We start from the raw sequence: 19,093 nt of genomic DNA on the forward strand, positions 1-19,093 counted from the left end.
TTTATCCTCCGAAGCGCATGGTGGCGGCGAACTTGACCGAGACACCGGGCTCATACAGCGTCTCGGTGCTGGCGGCATTGAGCGGCCTGGCGTATTTTTCGTCAAGCAGGTTGTCGACGCGCAGATCGAACTTCAGATTGTCGTTGTGGCGGTAGGACGCGAACGCATTCACCAGCGTGTAGTCATCCGCGAACTCGTTGCCCTTCGGCTTGCCGTTGTATTGCACCTCGCCGCCGACGGTCAGACGGTCGTCGAGGAAGCGGAACCCGACCTGGCCGGTGACCTGGGAGGATGGCGTCGTGGCAAGATCGGCGCGCTCGCCTTCATAGGAAATCGTGTGTCCGTCAATGATCGAGGCCGATAGTCCGAGGAAACCCCAGGACGCGTCGTAGACGCTTTCGAACTCGAAGCCGTCGATCTTGGCCTTTGCGAAGTTCTGGTACTGGAAACAGATCGGGATGGAACCGCCGCGGAAGCAGCCGCTGGTCGGATCGAAGGCGGAAAGGGTCACGCCGTCGATGTAGTCGTCGACGTCGTTGTTGAAGTAAGCAGCCTTGATGCGCAACGCGTCGCCGGTGGCGATGACGCTGTCGGCCTTGTAGTTGACGCCGAATTCCCACGTTTTGCCGGTTTCCGGCTTGAGGTTGGGGTTGGGCAGGAATGGGAAGCTCACGCCCGCCGGATGCAGCCCGCTGATCAGCGTTTCCGAGAGCGACGGCGAGCGATAGCCCTCCGCATAGGTGCCGTAGAATTGCAGGCCGGCGAGGCTGCCTTCGTCGAAGGGAGAGACGCCCACCGATATGCGAGGCGAAAGATGGTCGCCGGAGGTTTCGGTGTTCTCGCCCTTCAGCTTGTAGTCGTCATAGCGGAGGCCACCAAGCACTTCGAGCCAGTTCCAGGTAAGCTTGTCCTGGATATAGGCGCCCCAGATGGTGCGGTCGCCTGAGGGCGTGTAGAAGCTGTCGCCGCCTGCGGTGCCGGTCGTGTCGACGTTATCGCCTACCCAGTCCGCGCCGTAGGTAAGTTCGTGCGCAACCGCGCCGGTCTCGAAACGGGAGGTGTTCCAGGCATCGATGCTGGTGGTGCCGATGTCGTAGTTGGCGGTAGAGCCCGCCGGCAGCGTGATCCGCTGGCCGGTGACCGGATCGAAACGACCGCCGAGCGGCACGAGGCTGATCTGATCAAGTTCAGCGGCGTTGTAGGCGACGTTGATGTGGAGATCGAGCCAGCTCCTGGCATCGTCGGTAATGTTGTAGCGGCCCGTGAAGGTATTCTGCTTCAGGTCGATGTCATAGGCGGTCTGGCCGCCGCTGACCTCGCTCCAGCTGTCGTCGGCGCCGATCCAGCCGAGCTTCAGCTCGCTGTTTTCCGTCGGCTTGATGGTCGCCTTCAGCATGCCGCTCAGCACGTCGAAGCCGGTGCCGGGCACCGTGTCGCCGCCGCCGGCCTCGTAGTCGTCGTAGTCGCGATAGACGATGTTGCCCAATGCGCTCACGGAGTCATTGAAGCGATAGGCGCCGGTGGCGCTGGTGGTCACGCCTTCGCCGTTGGTCTCGTACATGGCCGTGGTTGATACGGCCCAGTTCTCTTCCGGCTTCAGGAAATCCTCGGCGTCCTTGGTCTCGAAGAATACGACGCCCCCAATGGCGCCCGAGCCGTAGGTGTTCGCAATCGGACCGCGAATGACATCCACCGACTTCACCAGTTCCGGATCGATCCAGAAGGTCGATTGCGGCCCATGATCCGAACGCTGGAAATTCTGGCGCGCGCCGTCGAGTATGACGGCGACACGGCCGAAATCCTGAAGGCCGCGGATGTTGACGCTGGAACTCAGGCGGCGCGCGTCGGTCTGCATGGTGACGCCGGGCACGCCGAAGAGAATGTCGGATGTGGTCGCGGCCATCCGGCGCTCTATCTGCTGCTGATCGACCTGGCTGGCGGAGCCCAGCGTTTCGAGCGCCGAATCCCCGGTGCGGCTGCTGACGAGGATCTCGTCGAGCATCGTCGAGTTGCCGTTGTCCGCCGCGCTCTGTTCGGTGGTTTCCGCGGGCGCCTGCGTCGCTGCATCCTGCGCCATGGTGGCAGCGGTTGTCAGCACGAGACCGGCGGCGCTGGCCAGCAAAGCGGCCTTCAGCCTGCCCGAACGTCCGCCAACCATTCGCGCCGTTGTCCATCCGGCCGCCTTGTTGTCCCGCAATTCCATAATTCCCCGCTCCTCAAAACTCTGCTCAGGCATCCTTCTGCCTTGGCTATGCCGGCGCTGTTAAAAACTTGACTCGTCAACTCCGGTATTGCACTGACTATTAAAGCTGATAATTAGTGTCAACAATTCGCGTGACGATTCAGGAAGGCGAGGGGGCGGGTGTTGCCCATTAGCCGCAGAAAGGACCGAGCCATGAACACGCACAACCCCAAGAGCTTCCAGTTCCGCTATGCCCGGCCGGCGGAAGGCGTTGCCTACCGTCCTCCGCTGGACCGGATGTCGGTGCGCACGCTGTCGAGCGAATCGCTCTTCCAGCGCGGCGAGCACGAGATCGGCATCGCGCACGGAGAATCGCTTTACAGGCTGAAGATCACCCGGCAGGGAAAGCTCATCCTGAATAAATAGGACCCGGAATGGACCAGCATACGAAGCCGTCGCCGCAGGCGATCGTGCGGGCGCGTGTCGACAATCCGAAGATACGCGAAAGAGACCTTGCGACGCAGCTCGGCATCTCCGAAGCCGAGCTTGTTGCGGCGCATTGCGGCGACGGCGTTTTGCGCATCGAGCCGCGTGTGAACGATCTGCTGGTCGGCCTTGGAGCGGTCGGCGAGGTCATGGCCCTGACGCGCAACGAGAGCGTCGTGCATGAGAAGATCGGCGTCTACGAGAATGTCGAGCCGGGCGAACACGCCGCGCTCGTGCTCGGCGAGCAGATCGACCTGCGCGTTTTTCCGAAAGCGTGGAAATACGGCTTCGCGGTCGAAAAGCGGGACGGCGACGATATCCGTCGCAGTCTGCAATTCTTCGATGCGAGCGGCGAGGCAGTGCATAAGGTTCATCTGCGCGCTGCCTCGAATCTTTATGCATATCAGAAGCTTGTATCGGAACTTGAAAGTACCGGACAGAGCCGCACGCTGGATGTTGTGCCATTGCCCGGCGAAGACGCCGGCACGTCGGAGACGTCGGCCAGCGTCGAGGATCTTCGCGATCGCTGGAGCCGGATGACGGATGTCCACCAGTTCTTCGGTATCCTGAAGGCGTTGAAGCTGAATCGCCGGCAGGCCATGCGCATGGTCGGCAAGGACTACGCATGGTCGATGCCCGTCGATAGCGTCGCTGCCGTGCTCAGCCATGCCGCCCAGCAGGCGCTGCCGATCATGTGCTTCGTCGGCAATCGCGGCTGCATACAGATCCATTCGGGGCCTGTTCAATCCATCAAGCCGATGGGGCCGTGGATCAACGTCATGGACGAGACGTTCCATATGCACCTGCGTACCGACCACATCGCGGAGGTGTGGGGCGTCCGCAAGCCGAACACGGACGGGCACGTCACGTCGGTGGAGGCCTATGATGCCGCCGGCAGGCTGATCATCCAGTTCTTCGGCAAGCGCGAGGAAGGTCAGCACGAGCGCGAGGACTGGCGGTTTCTCGTCGAGAATATGCCGCGCATCGACTCGCCTGTTGCCGCCTGACGCGACAGGGCCTAGAAAGTAGAGTTATGTCTGCAAGTTTTTCGATCCGCCGGCTGCGCGGGCTGACGTCCGCCGCAATGGGCATGCTTGCCACGTTGCTTCCTGCTGCGGCCGATGAAACTCCGGTGCTGCCAGACACATCGCGCGTGGTTTCGATCGGTGGCGCCATCACCGAGATCGTCTACGCGCTGGGCGAGGAGAAGATGCTGGTGGGCAGGGATTCGACCAGCGTCTATCCCGAGGCGGCATTCGCGCTTCCCGATGTAGGCTATATGCGCCAGCTTTCGCCGGAAGGCGTCCTCTCGGTGAACCCGAGCGGAATCCTGGCATTGCAGGGTAGCGGGCCGAAAGAGGCCGTCGACGTGCTCAAGAAGGCGAGCGTTCCATACGTGGAGATCAGGGAAAGCTACGATCACGCGGGTATCGTCGAACGCATCCGCGCCGTGGGCAAGGCGATCGGCGCCGACGACAAGGCTGAAACACTGGCCGCACAGGTCGACGGCAAGCTGAAAGAGGCGGAACAGCTTACGGCCGGGGTGAAGGAGCGCAAGCGTGTGCTGTTCATCCTGTCCATGCAGGGCGGCAAGATACAGGCTGCCGGCGCAGGCACGGCCGCGGATGGCATCATCGAGCTTGCCGGCGGCGTCAACGCCGTGCAGGGCTATCACGGCTACAAGCAACTCACCGACGAGGCAGCCATCGAGGCGAAGCCCGACGTTATCCTGATGATGACGCGCGGCGGCCAGCACGATGCCGGCGAAGCGGAACTGTTTGCCCATCCGGCGATCGCGGCAACGCCTGCCGGGCAGGCGAAACGGCTGATCAAAATGGACGGCGCCTATCTGCTCGGCTTCGGGCCGCGCACCGCCGATGCGGTCAAGGAGGTTGCTGCGGCGCTCTACGGCGATCAGGTTGGAAATTGATCGGGCCGGACCCATGGTGCAGCAGATTTCCGCCGCGACTGCAGGCGTGACGCGCCGCGCTCCGGAAGGGGATCGCTCGTCGCTGGCACGGCTGGTGATGGCCGGCCTTTCCGTATGTCTCGTGGTGACCGCCGTTCTCAGCCTGACCGCCGGTGCGTCGGATGCGTCCGCGATGGCGGTGCTGGGGCAGTGGATTTTCGGCGGCTCCCCGGACATCGGCATTTCCGCCCGTGACCAGATCATCGTGCAGGATATTCGCCTGCCGCGCATCGTGATGGGCATTCTCGTCGGCGCGGGTCTCGCTGTGTCCGGAGCCGTGATGCAGGGATTGTTCCGTAATCCGCTCGCTGATCCCGGCCTCGTCGGCGTATCGGCCGGCGCCAGCCTCGGCGCCGTGTCCGTCATCGTGCTCGGCGCAACCATCCTCTCGCCGGCTACGGCGTTGCTGGGCGGCTACGCGCTGCCGGTTTCGGCCTTCGTCGGCAGCCTGATCGTCACGCTGATCCTCTATCAGGTATCGACACGGCAGGGGCGGACATCCATCGCCACCATGCTGCTCGCCGGCATAGCGCTCAGCGCGCTGGCCATGGCGCTGACCGGCATTCTCATCTTTGTCGCGGACGACCAGCAGTTGCGTGATCTCACCTTCTGGCAGCTCGGCTCGCTCGCGGGCTCGACCTGGGCGAAAGTCGGCGCGGCGGCTCCGATCATGCTGGTCGGCATGATCGCCACGCCGTTCATAGCGCGCGGCCTGAATGCGCTGGCGCTGGGAGAGCCGACGGCCGCGCATCTCGGCATACCGGTGCAACGGCTGAAACACGTGGCTATCGTCGTCGTTTCGGCGGTGGTCGGCGCCGCCGTCGCCGTCAGCGGCGGCATCGGCTTCGTCGGGATCGTGGTGCCGCATCTTCTGCGACTCGTGATAGGCCCGGACAACCGGTATCTGCTGCCGGCATCGGCGCTTCTGGGCGGCATTCTCCTCTTGATCGCCGATGCGGCGAGCCGCACCATCGTCGCCCCGGCCGAACTGCCGATCGGCATCGTCACGGCGGCGGCCGGCGCGCCGTTCTTCCTGTGGATACTGCTGCGCCGGCGCGGCGTGGTCGATCTGTGAGGCCGGCTCCATGATCGTCGCGGAAAGAGTCTCCATCTCCTTCGGCCGCAAGCGCATCGTCTCCGGCGTCGACTTCGAGGCGCATCCGGGCGAGGTGTCCGCAATCGTCGGTCCGAACGGCTCCGGCAAGACCACCTTCCTCAAGGCGCTTTCGGGAGACGCGGGCTATGGGGGACGGATCTCGATCAACGGCCGCGAGCTCAGGTCGATGAAGGCCTGGGAAGCGGCGGCGATGCGCGCCGTGCTGCCGCAGCAGGCGATGATGGCCTTCCCGTTCACGGTGCGCGAGGTGGTCAAGCTTGGTCTGACAGGTGGCCGGTCCGGTGCTCCGGCCGGGGAAAACGAGCGGCTGCCGGAGCGCGCTCTGGCCCGCGTCGATCTCGAGGGGTTCGCCGGCCGCTACTATCAGGAACTCTCCGGCGGCGAGCAGCAGCGGGTGCAACTGGCGCGCGTCCTCTGCCAGGTCTGGACGCCGGTGCTGGACGGGAACCCGCGCTATCTCCTGCTTGATGAGCCGGTGTCGAGCCTGGACATCAGGCATCAGCTCATCATCATGGATATTGCGCGCGATTTCGCCCGCAGCGGCGGCGGCGTGATCGCCATCCTGCACGATCTCAATCTCACTGCGATGTATGCCGACCGGGTCTACGTGATGCAGCGCGGCAGTCTCGCGGCCGCGGGCTCGCCGCGCGCCGTGCTGAGCGACGAGGTCATTGCGCGAGTGTTCGAGTGTCCGCTGAGGGTAGGGGCCTTGCCGGCAGGAGACATGCCCTTCGTGCTGCCGCAGTCCGTCGCCTGAGCGATCAGAGGAAGTCGGCGCGATGCGGTGTGAAGGCGTCGATCAGCCGCCCCGCTTCGAGCGCCTTTACCCCGTGAACGAGGTTTGACGGGACGATGTAGGCCCCGCCGGCTGCGACGGTCTGCGTCCTGCCGTCGATCGTCACCTCGAACACACCTTCGACCACATAGCTCGCCTGCACGTGCGGATGGGAATGCAGCCAGCCTTCGCCGCCCTTTTCGAAGGCGAACTCGACCATCATCAGTTCGTCCGTATGCAGGACGACGCGGCGGCGGTTGCCGTCCGGCGTCGCCGTCCATTCGCCCGTGCCGTCCGAGAACAATGTGATGTCCGTCATGCAGAAAGGCTCCTCATCTTGCCAGCCAGCCGCCGTCGACGGCGAGTACGGTACCGTGCACATAGGTGGACGCCGGCGAGAGCAGGAACACCGCCGCGTCGCCTATGTCGCTCGGGCGGCCCCAGCGGCCTGCGGGAATCCGGGCGAGAATGGCCGCGTTGCGGTCCGGGTCGGCGCGCAACGCCTCGGTGTTGTTGGTCTTGATATAACCCGGCGCGATTGCGTTGACGTTGATTCCTTTGGCTGCCCATTCGCAGGCGAGCAACCTGGTGATGCCGACCACGCCGTGTTTGGAAGCGGTATAGGAGGCAACGCGTATCCCGCCCTGAAAGGAGAGCATCGACGCGATGTTGACGATGCGACCCGCGCGGCCCGCCGCGAGCAGGTGCCGGCCGAAGGACTGGCAGAGGAAGAACGTCGTCTTGAGGTTGGTGTCGACCACGTCGTCCCAATTCTCTTCCGAGAATTCGACGGCATCCTGCCGCCGGATGATGCCGGCATTGTTCACGAGGCCGTCGAGGGGCGCCTTCTTCCAGACTGCTTCGAACATCGTCTGCGCGGCGGCGTGATCCGACAGGTCGCAGGCTACTGGCTCGAACGCGGCGCCGATCTCGCGCATCAAGCCGGCGGTTTCTTCCATCGAGGATCGGCCGACACCGGTCACGCTTGCTCCAGCGCGCCCGGCCGCGAGACAAATCCCTTGGCCGATGCCGGTGTTGGCTCCGGTCACCAGGATGCGCTTGCCTTCAAGGCTGAACGGAGACGGCTTCATCGCAGATCGCCGATCGCCACCGGATCGACGTCGGTATAATCCACATTGTCGCCGGCCATGGCCCAGATGAAGGCGTAGTTTGAGGTGCCGCAGCCGGAGTGGATCGACCAGCCCGGCGAAAGCACGGCCTCCTCGTTCTTCATCACCACGTGTCGGGTCTCGTCGGGCTCGCCCATGAAATGGAAAACGCAAGCCGTATCGGGCAGGTCGAAGTAGAGATACGCCTCCATCCGGCGGTCGTGCACGTGGCAGGGCATGGTGTTCCACACGGAACCGGGCGCGAGTTGCGTCATGCCGACGACGAGCTGGCAGGTTTTCACGCCTTCCGGATGGATGAACTGGCAGATGGAGCGCTCGTTCGAGGTTAGCTGGCTGCCGAGATCGAGCCGTTTGGCGTCCCCGATCCTGATCGTTTTCGTCGGATGCCGCGCATGGGCCGGCGCGCTGAGAAGATAGAACTTCGCCGGTTCGACGGCGGCGTCCGAGGCAAAGACGACCTCGGCGGTGTCCTTGCCGATATAGATCATATCGCGCGGCGCCAGCGCATGGATGACGCCGTCGGTCGTGACCGTGCCAGCTCCGCCGATGTTCACCGCGATCATTTCGCGGCGGTCTAGGAAATTCGGCGTTCCGGTGGGCTTGATCGCCTCAAGCTTCAAGGTCTTCGCGCCGGGCATGGCGCCACCGACGACCATGCGGTCGTAGTGCGTATAGACGAGGTTGATGCTGCCCGCCTGAAACAGCGCAGGCAGATGGAAATGGCTGCGCAATTCGTCCGTGCCCATGGCCGCGGCCGCCTGCGGATCGATCGCGTAGCGCGATGTGTATTCGGTGTGGCCGTGCGTTCCGGTCATTGGTCTTCTCTTTTCAGGTTTGGGAATTGCGCAGCCGGGGCATGGCGGAAAGATATTCCTCGTAGCGGCCGTCGAGACGCTCGCGGTAGCGCTGCTGGCTGGCGCCAAGATGCGCGCGCATGCCGGCGCGCGCCGCGTCGGCGTCGCCTCGCAGGATGGCGCGCATTATCACGAGATGTTCCCGCTGCAGCCCTTCCTGATACTCTCGGGTCAGCACGCTGTCCGTGCCCCATGGCGAGGTGACGTCGCAGGGGATCGTGCGGCTGCCCAGCGCATCAAGCACATCGACGTAGAACGGGTTGTTGGTGGCGGCCGCGATGGCGCGATGGAAGGCGAAATCGGTCTTGCCGGTCGGCTTGCCGAGGCCGAGCAGCCGTTCGAACTCGAAGAACGCTTCCTGGATCGTCGCTTCCTGCGCGCTGTTGCGGCGCAGCGCCGCGAGGCCCGCGCTCTCGATCTCGATGCCCATGCGGACTTCGAGAACATTGAGCGCGTTGGAAATGCTCATGCCGCTGCTGCCGGCGCTGATCGCGGCGAACGCCTGTGTCGGCCGTTCATTGACGAAGACGCCCGCGCCTTGCCGGGGCTCGACCAGTCCGTCGGCGGCGAGAGTGGCGATCGCCTCGCGTATCACCGTGCGGGAGACGCCGAAGGTCTCGGTCAGCTGGCTCTCGGTAGGCAATTTCTGGCCTGATGGAATCTGCCCCCGGAGAATCTGGTCGCGCAATGCCGCAACCACGCGCTCGGAGAGCTTGGGCCGTCTTTCGGTTCTGATGTCGGTCGAATCGCTGGGTGCCATGCCGTCTCCTACTTGAAGACGCTCGGCAGCCAAAGCGACAGCGCCGGCACGTAGGTGACAAGCGCGAGCACGACGAGGCTCGCGCCGTAGAAAGGCCAGATCGAGCGCATCGCCTGCCACACGGTGATCCGGCCGACGGCACAGGCGACGAACTGCACGGCGCCCACTGGCGGCGTGTTCAGGCCGATGCCCAGATTGAGGATCAGGATCACGCCGAAATGCACAGGATCGATGCCGTAGTGGAGGGCGACCGGCAGGAAGATCGGCGTCGCGATGATGATGGTCGGGCCCATATCCATGAAAGTGCCCAGGATCAGCAGAATGAGATTGATCAGGAGCAGCACGATGAGCGGGTTTTCCGACACCGCCCCCATCCAGGCGATCAGTTGGGCGGGGATGCGCAGGTAAGCCATCAGCCAGGCGAAGGATGCGGCCGTTCCGATGATGAGCAGCACCATGGCCGTCGTGCGCACCGCGCCGAGCGTGGCGTGGACGAAGGCCGTCCAGTTGAGCTGCCGATAGATCAGCAGCGTCACCAGCAGCGCGTAGATGACCGCGATGCAGGAACTTTCCGTCGCGGTGAAGACACCGGAGCGGACGCCGCCGAAGATGATCGCGATCAGCAGCAGACCCGGCAGCGAATTGAGGAAGAACCAGCCCACGCGCCGGAAGCCCGGGAACGGCTCGGTCGGATAGCCCCGCTGGCGGGCGACGATATAGGCCGTCACCATGAGCGACAGGGCGAACAGCAGGCCGGGGATGATGCCGGCCGTGAACAGATCGGCGATCGATATCTTCCCGCCGGCCGAAATGGAATAGATGATCATATTGTGGGACGGCGGCAGCAGGAGCGCGATGAGGGCCGCCATCGACGTCACGTTGACGGCGTAGTCCGCCCCGTAGCCGCGCGCCTTCATCTGCGGGATCATCAACCCGCCGACCGCCGCGGCCTCGGCGACGGCAGAGCCGGAAATGCCGCCGAAAAGCGTCGAAGCCGCGATATTGACCTGTCCGAGGCCGCCGCGCATGTGGCCGACGAGCGAGCCGGCGAAGTTGACGATACGCTGGGCGATCCCGCCCCGCACCATCAGGTCACCCGCATAGATGAAGAAAGGAATGGCAAGCAGCGTGAAGACGCTCATGCCTGAGTTCATCTGCTGGAAGATCACCAGCGGCGGCAGGCCGATGTAGAGGATCGCCGCAAAACTCGCCGCGCCGAGGCAGAAGGCGATCGGCGTGCCGATGAGCATCAGCAGGGTGAAGACACCGAACAGGATGAGCGAAGCCATCACACTTCCTTCACTTCCGAGAGCGACGGCACGTCCTCCTCATGCGCGTCCATGTCGACGTCGACTCCCGACCACCGCAGCACGATCCGCTCCAGCGAAAACAGCGTGATCAGCACGCCGCCGGCCGTCAGCGGCAGGTAGCGGAAGGCGCCCGAAATACCGAGCGAAGGCAGCACTTCGTTCCATTGCAGTCTCATCAGCGAGATGCCGTACCAGATCATGCCGAAGGCGAAGGCGAGCACGACGAGGTCCGAGATGGTGCGCAATATCCGCTTGCTGCCGGGCGGCAGGACGTAGAGCAGCACGTCGAAGCCGAGATGATAGTTTTCCCGCACGCCGACGGCGGAACCGAGGAAGATGAACCAGCTCATCAGCATGATCGCCGTAAGCTCGGTCCAGGCGTTGCTGTGGTTGAGCACATAGCGCAGGAATACCTGCCAGAAGACCAGAACGGTCATCACCACCAGGCCGATGCCTGCGATGTAGAGAGCGCCGTCCGACAGGGCTGCGAGCAGCTTGCCGGCCGCCGTCAGGCGTCGCCGTTCGGGCGGAGCTTCTCCGATGCTGATCGGCTGGGCCACCTTGTCCTCCCTAAGGAATGAGGGTCCGGGCAGGCGGCCCGGACCCGATCCGCCCAATCATTTCACCGCGCGGATACGCTCGACGAAGGCCTTGAGCTCAGGCGTGTTCACATATTTTTCGTAGACCGGCGCCATGGCGTCGATGAACGGCTGCTTTTCCGGGGTGTTGATCTGCGAGCCCGCATCCTCGACGATCTTGCGGGAGGCTGCGACGCGCTCGTCCCAGAGCTGCCACTGCTTCTCCATGGATTCCTTGCCGGCCTGCTTGAAGATCGCCTTATCTTCGTCCGAGAGCTTGTCCCAGGCGGTCTTGGCCATGACGAACACTTCCGGCACGATGGTGTGCTCATCGAGTGAATAGAACTTGGCGACCTCGAAATGCTTGGCCGATTCGTAGCTGGGGAAGTTGTTCTCGGCGCCGTCGATGACGCCGGTCTCGATCGAGGAATAGACCTCGCCATACGGCATCGGAGTCGCCGTCGCGCCGAGCGCGGCCACCATGTCCACGAAAACATCCGACTGGATGACGCGGTATTTCATGCCCTTCAGGTCGTCGACGGTGTTGACCGCCTTCTTGGAATTGTAAAAGGAGCGCGCGCCGCCATCGTAAAAGGCGATCACCACCACGCCATGCTCGTCAAAGCCCTTGGCGATCTCGTCGCCGATCTCGCCTGCCATCACCTTGCGGGCATGATCGGGCGAGGTGAAGAGATAGGGCAGGGAAGGGATCTTGGTCAGCGGGACAAGGCTGTTCCAGGGCGCCATGGAGACGCGGTTGAGGTCGATGACACCCGAGCGCACCTGTTCGATCGTGTCGGCTTCCTGGCCGAGCTGCGCGGAGTGATAGACCTCGACCGAATACCGGCCGCCGGTGCGCTCCTTCACCAGATCCCCGAAGTACTTGACCGCCTCGACGGTCGGGTAGCCGTCCGGATGCGTGTCCGACGAGCGCAGCACGGTCTGGGCCGCGGCGGCGCCGGTCATGAGGGCGGCGGCAAGGAGCGTCGCTCCCGCCAGTTTCGAAAAATGCATCATGATCTCCTCCCGGTTGGTTTCGCTAGAGCCGATACGCGCGCTTCGCGAGCGAATAGGCCAGTTCCTGCGCAAGCTCGTATGCCTCGTCCTCCCGCAGGCGGTGTTCCGTGACGAGACGCGCGAGGAATGCGCAATCGACGCGGCGCGCCAGGTCGTGGCGGGCCGGAATGGATGGGAAGGCGCGGGTATCGTCGTTGAAACCCACCGTGTTGTAGAAGCCGGCCGTCTCGGTGGTCATCTCCCGGAAACGACGTATCCCTTCCGGGCTGTCGTGAAACCACCAGGCCGGTCCGAGCCTGAGGGCTGGATAGACGCCGGCCAGCGGCGCCAGTTCCCGCGCGTAGCTCGACTCGTCAAGCGTGAAGGCGATGACCGTGAGGTCGCGCTCGGTGCCGACGCAGTCGAGCAGCGGCTTCAGCGCGGCGACGTAATCCGTGCGGGTCGGAATGTCGAAACCCTTGTCGCGGCCGAATTTCTGCAGCGCGGCGGGCGAATGGTTCCTCCATGCGCCGGGGTGGATCTGAAGGACCAGCCCGTCATCCAGGCTCATCTTCGCCATTTCCGTCAGCATCTGGGCGCGGAACAGCCGTCTTTCGCGTTCATCGTCCGATCCGGCGCGGATGCGGTTGAACAATTCCGCTGCCGCCGCGGACGAGAGATTCGCCGTGTCGGCGGTAGCGTGGCCGTGATCGCTCGAGGTCGCGCCGAATTCCCTGAAATAGACGCGGCGCTCGCGATGGGCCTCGAGATAGCCCGCCCATGTGCCCGTATCGCAGCCGGTGATTTCGCCAAGACGGTCGAGGTTATCGAGAAAGCCCTCAAAATCCGGATCGACCACCGAGTCTGGTCTGTAGGCGGTGACGACGCGGCCGTCCCAGCCGCTGTCGCGGATCTGGCGGTGATACCGAAGATCGTCCAGCGCGCCCTCGGTCGTGGCGATAACTTCGATATTGAAGCGCTTGAACAACGCCCGGGGTCGATAAGCCTCGGTCTGCAAAAGGGCTGCAATGGCGTCGTAGGATCGGTCGGCTGTCGCGGCATTCAGCAGGTCGTCAATGCCGAATACGCCGGAAAGAACGTAGTCGAACCAGAGCCGTGTCGGCGTGCCGCGAAAAAGATGAAAATTCTCCGCGAAGCGTCGCCAGATCGTGCGCCCGTCCGTCTCGACGTGAGAGCCGTCGCGGGCGGGAACGCCGAGATCTTCCAGCGGCACTCCCTGACTGAAAAGCATGCGAAAGACGTAGTGATCCGGGACGATCAGAAGCTGCGCCGGGTCCGGAAACGGCTCGTCGAGCGCATACCAGCGCGGGTCGGTGTGGCCGTGCGGGCTGACGATCGGCAGTTCCTTCACCGACGCGTAGAGTGCGCGCGCCACGCCGCGGGCGGTCGCTTCCGCCGAAAACAGAAGATCGTCCGCGACCAACGCGCTCATCGTGCCGCAGTCCTCCCTGATCGGCACGGCAAGCCTATCGAGAGGCAGATTCATGTGTCAACATACAAAAAAGTCTAACTTGTATGATGACTTTTGCGACTGCAACGGTGCATTGTCATCATCGCCTGACTACGCAGAATGCCCGCTACGGGAGAGTAAGCATGGGGAAGGTTTGAATGGGGCGCGTCAGAATCAGCGTGATCGGTCTCGGCATGGCATCGGGTCCGCATGCGCACAGCCTTGCCGATCTGCGAGAAAGGGTCGAAGTCGTGGCGGCCTTCAGCCCGAGCCCGGCGCGGCGCGAGGCTTTTGCGGCAACTCACGGCTTTGCGGTCTGCGACAGCGCCGAGCGGATTTTCTCAGATGCTTCCATCGATGCGGTGATGCTGCTGACGCCGCCCAGCAGCCATCTCGAACTGATGCGGCGCGCGGCGGAGGCGGGGAAGCACGTGCTCCTGGAAAAACCTCTCGAAATAAGCCGCGAGCGCTCGGAGGCGCTTGTTTCAGCGGCGGCGTCCGCCGGCATAAGGCTCGGCGTCGTGTTGCAGCACCGGTTCCGGCCCATCACCCTGGCGTTGGCGGAGCTGATCGGCCAGGGGAGGCTGGGAGAGATCGTCAGCGCGTCCTCCCGCCTCTACAACTGGCGACCGCAGAGCTACTACGACCAGCCGGGGCGTGGAACGCTGGCGCGTGACGGCGGCGGCGTGCTGCTCACGCAGGGCATCCACACGCTGGACCTCATGATTTCGCTTGCCGGTCTCCCCGTGGAGGCCACGGGTTACGTCGCGACAAGTTCGATCCACCGTATGGAGACCGAGGATCTGGCGATGGCCGCCATCCGCTTCGGCAATGGCGGCATCGGTACGGTAAGCGCGACGACCTGCGCCTATCCCGGCATGGCCGATGCGGTCGATATCATCGGGTCGAAGGGGACGGCCCGGATCGATGGGACGACACTGCACGCCGCCTTTCATGACGGCACGGAGATCAGGAAGAACGACGGGAGCCTCGGCGGCGGCGCCGGCGCCGATCCCATGGCCTTCCCGCATGAACATCATCGCGCGGTGTTGGCGGATTTCCTCGACGCCATAGAGGACGGACGCGATCCGAAGGTGACGGGGCGCGAGGCGCTCAAGGTGCACCGTCTGATCGACGCAATACTGGAATCTTCGCGAACGGGCCGGCCGCAAGCGGTATGAGCGCAGGAAGAGACGTCCCGCCGAAACTGCTGGCAGCTATTTCGCCGGCACGTAAGGATCTGCCAGCGCGGCTTCCGGGCGGCTGATCGGCACTGCCGTCTTCGAGGTGCGCTTTGCAAGGCTTGTCGCGCCGTTGCGCTCCAGCATCTTGCGGAAGACGGGATGCATGCCGCCATCCGTATAAGCCTGCTCCGAAACGGCGATGCTGCCCGTCGCCATAGAGGAGATCGCGGCATCGTCGGCATTCTCGCGCGCAGCGATCAGCGCATTGCCGTCCGGCGGGCAGGCGGCTTGCGGATCGGAGATCGGCGCGGCCTGGCCTTCCGCCGCGAAGGCGTAGCCTCCGCCGCAATAGCCTACCTGCGGCGGTCGCCGGGTCTTCTCGAATGTGTCATAGCCGCTCTTCAGATTCTGCCAGAACGCGTAGTTCGGATCGTTCCGGTTCTTCGCCATGTTCTGCGCGGTCATGCGGAACGGATATGCCTGGACCTGGAATGCGCGCTGTCCGCCCTTCAGCGCCTCCCTGCCGACCGCGTAGATTTCACCGACACCTTCGTCAGTCATCGCGTAGCAGCCCGACGACGAGCAGGCGCCGTGGATCATCAACGCCTCGCCGGTGTAGCCGAGAGACGCCTCCAGCCTGTTCGGGTAGCCGAGATTGACGGAGAGATAGTACTGCGACTTGGGGTTCAGCATGCTCGCCGGAATGCTGTAAAAACCTTCCGGCGCCTGCCGGTCGCCCGCGCGCTTCTTCGGCCCGAGCTGTCCCGACCAACGGCACATCGGATAGGTCTTCAGCAGCGCATACTGTCCGGTGCGCGTGCGCTTCCAGATCTCGAGTTCGCTTTCCTGCTTGAAGATGCGCACGACGATGGGATCGGCCGGCGACATCGCGTTTGCCTTCATCTTCGAGACGAGCGCCGTCGGTATCGGCTGCGAACCGCGCTGATCGGCGTCGAGCACGCTGGAAACGCATCCGGCGAGCAGCAGTCCGGCCGCCGCTAAAATGGTCATTCGGAGAAAAAGGCGATGCAACGTCTTACCGCTCGCGATCTCTTCGGACATTGTGAAACCGGGCGTCGATACGCCACGATCCATCCTCCAGGGATTTGGTTAATCCGGCATTACCGCGCACCGGCATTGCCGGAACGGCGCCCGATAATGCTCCGCGAAGCAGGCAAATTTGACCATCTTGAGGCGAACGCAAGGCCAAACCGTAACTGATGGCGACATGCTGCAAGCATCAAGGGGAAACTGGCGCGAGTGACGGGGCTCGAACCCGCGACCTCCGGCGTGACAGGCCGGCACTCTAACCGACTGAGCTACACCCGCGCTTTGCGACACGCGCTTCAAATCGGCGGCGTCGAGGCGGTCACTTAAGGGGTTCGTACCGGAGTGTCAAGCGCGCGAAAACAGCTTTGCCGAGGAACATTCCCTGTGGATATCGAAAGTCGCGAGGCAGCATATGCCGCCTTGCGGCGCTGCATTTATGCCTTGCGAAATACGAACCGACCGCCTACACCTCCGGCCGTTCGGGCGATTAGCTCAGTTGGTAGAGCGCTTCGTTTACACCGAAGATGTCGGCGGTTCGAGCCCGTCATCGCCCACCATCCTGTCCGTCAGCTATGTTTAATGTCGCGCGCGTCTGGCGCATGTGCTGTCGCGCAGCAGGAACGTCTGCTGTCCGTCCGGAATTTCCCTCTTGTCGAATGACCGTTATTTGCGTTCGCTATGACCTTCAGGCGACGAGCAACAGGAGGACGACATGTCGACACTGATTCCCTCGATCAACCGCCGCAATTTTCTCTCCGGCGCCGGTGCAGCGGGCGCGCTGATCGCGCTGCATCCGTTCTCGGCCAGGGCCCAGGCCAATCAGGCCCATCTCAGGATCATGGAGACGACCGACATCCATGTGAATGTGCTGCCCTACGACTACTATGCCGACAAGCCCAACGACACGATGGGCCTGTCGCGGACCGCGTCGCTGATCGATGCCATCCGCAAGGAGGCCACCAACGCCATGCTGGTGGACAATGGCGATTTTCTGCAGGGCAATCCCATGGGCGACTACATCGCCTACGAAAAAGGCATGAAGGACGGCGATGTCCATCCGGTCATAAAGGGCATGAACGAACTCGCCTATTCCTGCTCGACGCTCGGCAACCACGAGTTCAACTATGGCCTGTCTTTCATGGACAAGGTGCTGGCCGGCGCGAATTTCCCGTTTGTCTGCGCCAATCTCGTGCGGGGCACGGAACTCGCAGCCAGTCCGCGCGACGACAAGCTCTATCTCAAGCCATACGTGATACTCGATCGCACGATCAAGGACGGCAGCGGCGCGGAGCATCCGGTCAGGATCGGCATCATCGGATTCGTGCCGCCGCAGATCATGATGTGGGATGCCAAGAATCTCTCCGGCAACGTACTGGCGCGCGACATTGTCGAGGCGGCAAGAGCCTGGGTGCCGCAGATGAAGGAGGAGGGCGCCGACATCGTCGTCGCGCTGTCGCATTCCGGCATCGACGTCAAACAGGGCGAGATGATGGAGAACGCTTCCTTCTTCCTTGCCGGCGTGGACGGGATCGATGCGGTGTTCACGGGGCACCAGCATCTGGTCTTTCCCGGGCCGAAGGATTTCGTCGATCTCGAAGGCGTCGACGCCGCGGCCGGCAAGCTGCAGGGCAAGCCGGCGGTCATGGCGGGTTTCTGGGGCTCGCATATGGGACTGATCGACCTGCTCCTCGAGCGGGACGGGTCGACGTGGCGGGTCGTTTCGGCGACGTCGGAAGCACGGCCGATCTACGAGCGCATCGACAACAAGAACAAGGCGCTGGTGGGCGATGTCGAGACCATCGTCGCGGCGCTGAAGCCGGATCATGAAGCGACGCTCGCCTATGTGCGGCGGCCGGTCGGCAAGACGTCGGCGCCGCTCTATTCCTACTTCGCGCTGGTCGCGGACGATCCTTCGGTGCAGATCGTCAGTCAGGCGCAAACCTGGTACGTCAGGGACCTTCTCAAAAACACACAGTGGAAGGACCTGCCGGTGTTGTCAGCCGCCGCCCCGTTCAAGTCGGGCGGCCGGGGCGGGCCGGACTACTACACGGACGTGCCGGCCGGCGACATCGCCATCAAGAACGTCGCCGATCTCTATCTATACCCCAATACGGTGCGCGCGGTGGAAATCACCGGCGCTCAGGTGAAGGAGTGGCTGGAAATGTCCGCCGGCATCTTCAATCGCATCGAGCCGGGCAAAGCCGACCAGAAGCTAATCAACCCGGACTTTCCCTCCTATAATTTCGACGTGATCGACGGCGTGACCTATCGCATCGACCTGTCGCAACCGCCGAAATACGGGCCGAAGGGCGAAGTGCTCGATGCCGGGTCCAGCCGGATCAGGGATCTGATGTTCGATGGGAAGCCGATCGATCCCGCGCAGAAGTTCGTCGTGGCAACCAACAATTATCGCGCCGGCGGCGGTGGCAATTTCCCGGAGATCGACGGCTCCAAGGTCATTCTGGAAGCGCCGGACACCAACCGGGACGTGATCGTCCGCTACATCATCGACCAGAAAACCATCAATCCTTCGGCAGACGCCAACTGGTCTTTCGCTTCCATAGCGGGCGCTACGGTTCTCTTCGAAACAGGCCCGAAAGCCAAAGATTTTCTTGGCGACGTAAAAAGCGTGTCGATCGAGGCGGCCGGCGAAGGGGAGAACGGTTTCGCGCTCTACCGGATCGCTCTTTGATCAGATCCATGCGGCTACCGGACGAGCGGCTGCTGGATCGCCGGATTGCCGAAACCTCCGGGATTGACCGGGCTGATCGGCACGCTGTTGCCTGACTGGCCGAGCGGATCGTTCGGCACCGGGATAGGAGCGGTCTGCTGCGGTAGCGTCGTTGAGGTCCTGCCTTCATCCACGGCGTTGCGTTGCTGGATCGGCACGCAGCCTATGCCGGTGATCTGGGGATCGGAGCCGTCCGGGCATAGCTGGCCGGGCGGCGGAAACTGCCTTTGCTGAGCCAGCGCGCTTCCCGCGAGGAGGAGCAGCGTGGCAGCGGCCAGAATCTTCGTGCTCATATCGGCATTTCCTCTTCCATACTTCTCCATGCCGATCTCAACGGGCATCCCGCAGCATGGTTTCGCCGGCAGATGCTCAATCGTCGCCGCGACATTCCCGATATGGGGACGGAACCGGCGCATATCCATGCTTGCGCGAGTTTCGTCATCTGCGCGATTGACGGCCAAGGCGTGCCGGCCCTATCGATCTGCCCCTGTTGCGCCGCT

General features: G+C 63.4%; 18 protein-coding genes and 2 tRNA genes. 8 read left to right on the top strand and 12 right to left on the bottom strand.

Annotation, left to right across the window (positions count from 1 at the left end):
• Window position 1: 1 nt before the first annotated feature.
• Complete coding sequence (locus tag M9955_20435; protein ID MCO5084012.1) at window positions 2-2,077, bottom strand: TonB-dependent hemoglobin/transferrin/lactoferrin family receptor; 2,076 nt, start codon at window positions 2,075-2,077, stop codon at window positions 2-4.
• A 318-nt stretch (window positions 2,078-2,395) separates the two neighbouring features.
• Here M9955_20435 and hemP point away from each other — a divergent pair, with 318 nt between their 5' ends.
• The 5 genes from hemP to M9955_20460 are packed head-to-tail and all read left to right on the top strand — an operon-like array spanning window position 2,396 to window position 6,511.
• On the top strand, window positions 2,396-2,608 hold the full coding sequence (gene hemP / locus M9955_20440; protein MCO5084013.1) for a hemin uptake protein HemP: 213 nt from the start codon (window positions 2,396-2,398) through the stop codon (window positions 2,606-2,608).
• 8 nt (window positions 2,609-2,616) lie between these two features.
• Window positions 2,617-3,675 carry a hemin-degrading factor gene (locus M9955_20445; protein MCO5084014.1) on the top strand — a complete coding sequence of 353 codons (1,059 nt, stop codon included), beginning with the start codon at window positions 2,617-2,619 and terminating at the stop codon, window positions 3,673-3,675.
• 26 nt (window positions 3,676-3,701) lie between these two features.
• Window positions 3,702-4,598: a hemin ABC transporter substrate-binding protein gene (locus M9955_20450; GenBank protein ID MCO5084015.1), complete on the top strand. Its 897-nt coding sequence runs from the start codon at window positions 3,702-3,704 to the stop codon at window positions 4,596-4,598.
• A gap of 13 nt (window positions 4,599-4,611) precedes the next feature.
• Window positions 4,612-5,712, top strand: coding sequence for an iron ABC transporter permease (locus M9955_20455; GenBank protein MCO5084016.1), 1,101 nt, complete (start codon window positions 4,612-4,614; stop codon window positions 5,710-5,712).
• A gap of 10 nt (window positions 5,713-5,722) precedes the next feature.
• On the top strand, window positions 5,723-6,511 hold the full coding sequence (locus tag M9955_20460; protein ID MCO5084017.1) for a heme ABC transporter ATP-binding protein: 789 nt from the start codon (window positions 5,723-5,725) through the stop codon (window positions 6,509-6,511).
• Between the two features lie 4 nt (window positions 6,512-6,515).
• Here the strand turns inward: M9955_20460 and M9955_20465 are convergent, their stop codons facing one another.
• The 8 genes from M9955_20465 to uxaC all read right to left on the bottom strand — a co-directional run bounded on the left by M9955_20465 (window position 6,516) and on the right by uxaC (window position 13,610).
• On the bottom strand, window positions 6,516-6,848 hold the full coding sequence (locus M9955_20465) for a cupin domain-containing protein (protein MCO5084018.1): 333 nt from the start codon (window positions 6,846-6,848) through the stop codon (window positions 6,516-6,518).
• Window positions 6,849-6,861: 13 nt separating this feature from the next.
• Entirely contained in the window at window positions 6,862-7,620 is a 759-nt protein-coding gene (kduD, locus tag M9955_20470) for a 2-dehydro-3-deoxy-D-gluconate 5-dehydrogenase KduD (GenBank protein ID MCO5084019.1), read from the bottom strand.
• Window positions 7,617-8,474: a 5-dehydro-4-deoxy-D-glucuronate isomerase gene (kduI, locus tag M9955_20475; GenBank protein MCO5084020.1), complete on the bottom strand. Its 858-nt coding sequence runs from the start codon at window positions 8,472-8,474 to the stop codon at window positions 7,617-7,619. The genes kduD and kduI overlap by 4 nt, the downstream gene beginning before the upstream one ends.
• Window positions 8,475-8,487: 13 nt before the next feature.
• A complete protein-coding gene (locus M9955_20480; GenBank protein MCO5084021.1) occupies window positions 8,488-9,273 on the bottom strand; it encodes a FadR family transcriptional regulator in 786 nt (261 codons plus the stop codon).
• An 8-nt stretch (window positions 9,274-9,281) separates the two neighbouring features.
• Window positions 9,282-10,562, bottom strand: a complete 1,281-nt coding sequence (locus tag M9955_20485) for a TRAP transporter large permease (protein ID MCO5084022.1) — start codon at window positions 10,560-10,562, stop codon at window positions 9,282-9,284.
• Complete coding sequence (locus M9955_20490; protein ID MCO5084023.1) at window positions 10,562-11,125, bottom strand: TRAP transporter small permease; 564 nt, start codon at window positions 11,123-11,125, stop codon at window positions 10,562-10,564. The genes M9955_20485 and M9955_20490 overlap by 1 nt, the downstream gene beginning before the upstream one ends.
• 75 nt (window positions 11,126-11,200) lie before the next feature.
• Window positions 11,201-12,178, bottom strand: a complete 978-nt coding sequence (locus M9955_20495) for a TRAP transporter substrate-binding protein (protein MCO5084024.1) — start codon at window positions 12,176-12,178, stop codon at window positions 11,201-11,203.
• Window positions 12,179-12,200: 22 nt separating this feature from the next.
• Entirely contained in the window at window positions 12,201-13,610 is a 1,410-nt protein-coding gene (gene uxaC / locus M9955_20500) for a glucuronate isomerase (protein MCO5084025.1), read from the bottom strand.
• Between the two features lie 176 nt (window positions 13,611-13,786).
• Between uxaC and M9955_20505 the strand changes: the two genes are divergently transcribed.
• Window positions 13,787-14,809, top strand: a complete 1,023-nt coding sequence (locus tag M9955_20505; GenBank protein ID MCO5084026.1) for a Gfo/Idh/MocA family oxidoreductase — start codon at window positions 13,787-13,789, stop codon at window positions 14,807-14,809.
• 36 nt (window positions 14,810-14,845) lie between these two features.
• On the opposite strand, the gene M9955_20510 is transcribed toward M9955_20505, so the two are convergent.
• Window positions 14,846-15,823, bottom strand: coding sequence for a murein L,D-transpeptidase (locus M9955_20510; protein ID MCO5084027.1), 978 nt, complete (start codon window positions 15,821-15,823; stop codon window positions 14,846-14,848).
• 241 nt (window positions 15,824-16,064) lie between these two features.
• Window positions 16,065-16,141, bottom strand: a tRNA-Asp gene (locus tag M9955_20515).
• 202 nt (window positions 16,142-16,343) lie between these two features.
• Here M9955_20515 and M9955_20520 point away from each other — a divergent pair.
• Window positions 16,344-16,419: transfer RNA gene (locus M9955_20520), tRNA-Val, on the top strand.
• A gap of 155 nt (window positions 16,420-16,574) precedes the next feature.
• A complete protein-coding gene (locus M9955_20525) occupies window positions 16,575-18,554 on the top strand; it encodes a bifunctional 2',3'-cyclic-nucleotide 2'-phosphodiesterase/3'-nucleotidase (protein ID MCO5084028.1) in 1,980 nt (659 codons plus the stop codon).
• A 14-nt stretch (window positions 18,555-18,568) separates the two neighbouring features.
• On the opposite strand, the gene M9955_20530 is transcribed toward M9955_20525, so the two are convergent.
• Complete coding sequence (locus M9955_20530; protein ID MCO5084029.1) at window positions 18,569-18,886, bottom strand: hypothetical protein; 318 nt, start codon at window positions 18,884-18,886, stop codon at window positions 18,569-18,571.
• Window positions 18,887-19,093 lie beyond the last annotated feature (207 nt).

The organism is Rhizobiaceae bacterium, from assembly GCA_023953845.1.
Taxonomy (GTDB): domain Bacteria; phylum Pseudomonadota; class Alphaproteobacteria; order Rhizobiales; family Rhizobiaceae; genus Arvimicrobium.

Coding starts and splice junctions, on each gene's coding strand:
- M9955_20450 (MCO5084015.1), top strand. CDS start 3,702: ATGTCTGCAAGTTTTTCGATCCGCCGGCTGCGCGGGCTGACGTCCGCC.
- M9955_20510 (MCO5084027.1), bottom strand. CDS start 15,823: ATGACCATTTTAGCGGCGGCCGGACTGCTGCTCGCCGGATGCGTTTCC.
- kduD (MCO5084019.1), bottom strand. CDS start 7,620: ATGAAGCCGTCTCCGTTCAGCCTTGAAGGCAAGCGCATCCTGGTGACC.
- M9955_20455 (MCO5084016.1), top strand. CDS start 4,612: ATGGTGCAGCAGATTTCCGCCGCGACTGCAGGCGTGACGCGCCGCGCT.
- hemP (MCO5084013.1), top strand. CDS start 2,396: ATGAACACGCACAACCCCAAGAGCTTCCAGTTCCGCTATGCCCGGCCG.
- uxaC (MCO5084025.1), bottom strand. CDS start 13,610: ATGAGCGCGTTGGTCGCGGACGATCTTCTGTTTTCGGCGGAAGCGACC.
- M9955_20435 (MCO5084012.1), bottom strand. CDS start 2,077: ATGGCGCAGGATGCAGCGACGCAGGCGCCCGCGGAAACCACCGAACAG.
- M9955_20460 (MCO5084017.1), top strand. CDS start 5,723: ATGATCGTCGCGGAAAGAGTCTCCATCTCCTTCGGCCGCAAGCGCATC.
- M9955_20495 (MCO5084024.1), bottom strand. CDS start 12,178: ATGATGCATTTTTCGAAACTGGCGGGAGCGACGCTCCTTGCCGCCGCC.
- M9955_20505 (MCO5084026.1), top strand. CDS start 13,787: ATGGGGCGCGTCAGAATCAGCGTGATCGGTCTCGGCATGGCATCGGGT.
- M9955_20530 (MCO5084029.1), bottom strand. CDS start 18,886: ATGAGCACGAAGATTCTGGCCGCTGCCACGCTGCTCCTCCTCGCGGGA.
- M9955_20480 (MCO5084021.1), bottom strand. CDS start 9,273: ATGGCACCCAGCGATTCGACCGACATCAGAACCGAAAGACGGCCCAAG.
- M9955_20445 (MCO5084014.1), top strand. CDS start 2,617: ATGGACCAGCATACGAAGCCGTCGCCGCAGGCGATCGTGCGGGCGCGT.
- M9955_20525 (MCO5084028.1), top strand. CDS start 16,575: ATGTCGACACTGATTCCCTCGATCAACCGCCGCAATTTTCTCTCCGGC.
- kduI (MCO5084020.1), bottom strand. CDS start 8,474: ATGACCGGAACGCACGGCCACACCGAATACACATCGCGCTACGCGATC.
- M9955_20485 (MCO5084022.1), bottom strand. CDS start 10,562: ATGGCTTCGCTCATCCTGTTCGGTGTCTTCACCCTGCTGATGCTCATC.
- M9955_20465 (MCO5084018.1), bottom strand. CDS start 6,848: ATGACGGACATCACATTGTTCTCGGACGGCACGGGCGAATGGACGGCG.